Source organism: Actinomycetota bacterium (assembly GCA_005774595.1).
Classification (GTDB): Bacteria; Actinomycetota; Coriobacteriia; order Anaerosomatales; family D1FN1-002; genus D1FN1-002.
The window spans coordinates 1-1,589 of the sequence record VAUM01000391.1 but is presented as its reverse complement, the minus strand read 5'-3'; the positions used below and the strand labels follow the sequence as shown (position 1 = coordinate 1,589).

The 1,589-nt window shown below is 75.6% G+C and carries 2 protein-coding genes; both read right to left on the bottom strand.

The window, feature by feature from the left end; all coding sequences use genetic code 11:
• Positions 1 to 577, bottom strand: a 577-nt coding sequence (locus FDZ70_10405; GenBank protein TLM66562.1) for a PD-(D/E)XK nuclease family protein, incomplete at its 3' end; no start/stop codon positions are given.
• Positions 578 to 680: 103 nt separating this feature from the next.
• Positions 681 to 1,559 carry a hypothetical protein gene (locus FDZ70_10400; GenBank protein ID TLM66561.1) on the bottom strand — a complete coding sequence of 293 codons (879 nt, stop codon included), beginning with the start codon at positions 1,557 to 1,559 and terminating at the stop codon, positions 681 to 683.
• Between the last annotated feature and the right edge of the window lie 30 nt (positions 1,560 to 1,589).

Sequence of the window (1,589 nt, the reverse complement as noted above, 5' to 3'; positions counted from 1 at the left end):
CCGTCACCCGGACGGCGCCCGCCTCGGCGGGCAGCCGCTCGTACAGGTCCCGCAGCGCCGCATGCACCACGGTCCCGCGGGTCAGCGCGTCGACGGCCAGATCGAGCGGCTCGGCGCGCAACTGCTTCTCGACGAACCACCGGAACGGGCATTGGAGGTAGGACTCTATCTCGCTGGCGGAGTACACCTCCTGTGAGGCGAGCCGCGCGAGCACGTGCGGGTCGGTGAGTGTGTCCTGCCGCGGCGCCCGCCGGGCCGACGCCGCCGCCCTCCTGAGCGCCTCGCGCCCCCCGGGGCCGCCCGAGACGCCGAGGCCGGCCTCGAGCAGCGTCCTGTGCCCGTCCGCCCCGTCGACGACGTCAGCCTCGGCCTCGGCCTCGGGCGCGCGGTAGAGATCCCGCAGCTCCTCCCAGAACGGCGATGCCCCGAGCGGCGTCCCCGACGAGTCGGTGACCTGCCGGCACAACACCAGGCGCCGGCGCGCCCGCGTGACCGCTTCGTAGAACAGCGCCCGCTCCATCGCCACGCCTCCCCACTCCGGCTCGGCGGCGCCGACCGAGCGGAACAGCTGGCGCACCTCGGCCGAGCCGAACGCGTCGTCCGACGCAGCGGGGAACTCGTCGTCGGTCAGCCCCGCAGCACCACCGCATCGAACCGGTGCCCGCGGGCGCGCGCGACGCTCATGCGCGGACCCGGCCGGCGCGAGCGGAGCGCCCGCCGGCCACTTCCGCGCGCCGGAGGACCTCCGCCAGCTCGCCCGCGCGCAGCGGCCCCTCTCCCCCGAGCCCGTCGAGATCGCCCAACGTCCTGACCAGCACCTGGTACGCCCGGGCGTCCTCGTCCGCCGACGGAGTGACGCGGCCGTCGCGCCCGTGCGCGGACGCCATCATCCGGGCCGCGAGCCGCTCCACCGCCCTGGCGTCAGGCCCGTCGGCGCGCGAGATATCGTCGAGGTCGCGGACCACGCGCGCGCCGAGAGTGCGCGCCCCGCGCGCCAGCGCTGCGCGGTCGGTGACCCCCCGCCGCCGCCAATCGGCCTCGAGCCGCGCTACGGCCTCTCGATCGGCTCCGGAGAACGCCGACCGCAGGTAGGCGAGCAGGAGGTCCCGCCCCCCTCCGGCAGCGAAGCCGAGCAGGCCGCACAGCGCTCGGCCGAGGGGCACCGCGCCGAAGACGACAGGCGTGTCGAAGTCCGCCGCGATGCCGGCCTCTGCGAAGGCGTGCGCCAGCGCCGCGGCATGGCGTGCGGGAGCGCGGTACAAGACCGCGACCTCCGAGGGGGCGATGCCGCTGGCACAGATTCCCAGCACCGCCTCCGCGACCGCCTCAGCTTCCGCCTCCTCGCCCTCCGCGAAGCGGAACTCGATCCCACCGTCCGGCATTCTCGCCGGACCCGCTTGGAAGACCTCCGACTCCACGCGCCGCAGGTCGGGCGCGTCAGCCGGCTCGGCGGAAGGCGGCAGATGCCGATGCTCTCCGAGCCGCGCCAGGCGTTCCACGAGCGGCGACAGGCCTTCGGTCGCAGGGAAGCCCTGCTCCCAGGTCAGCGCCACCGCCACGCGCCATCCCGCATTCGAGAGCCCTCGGAC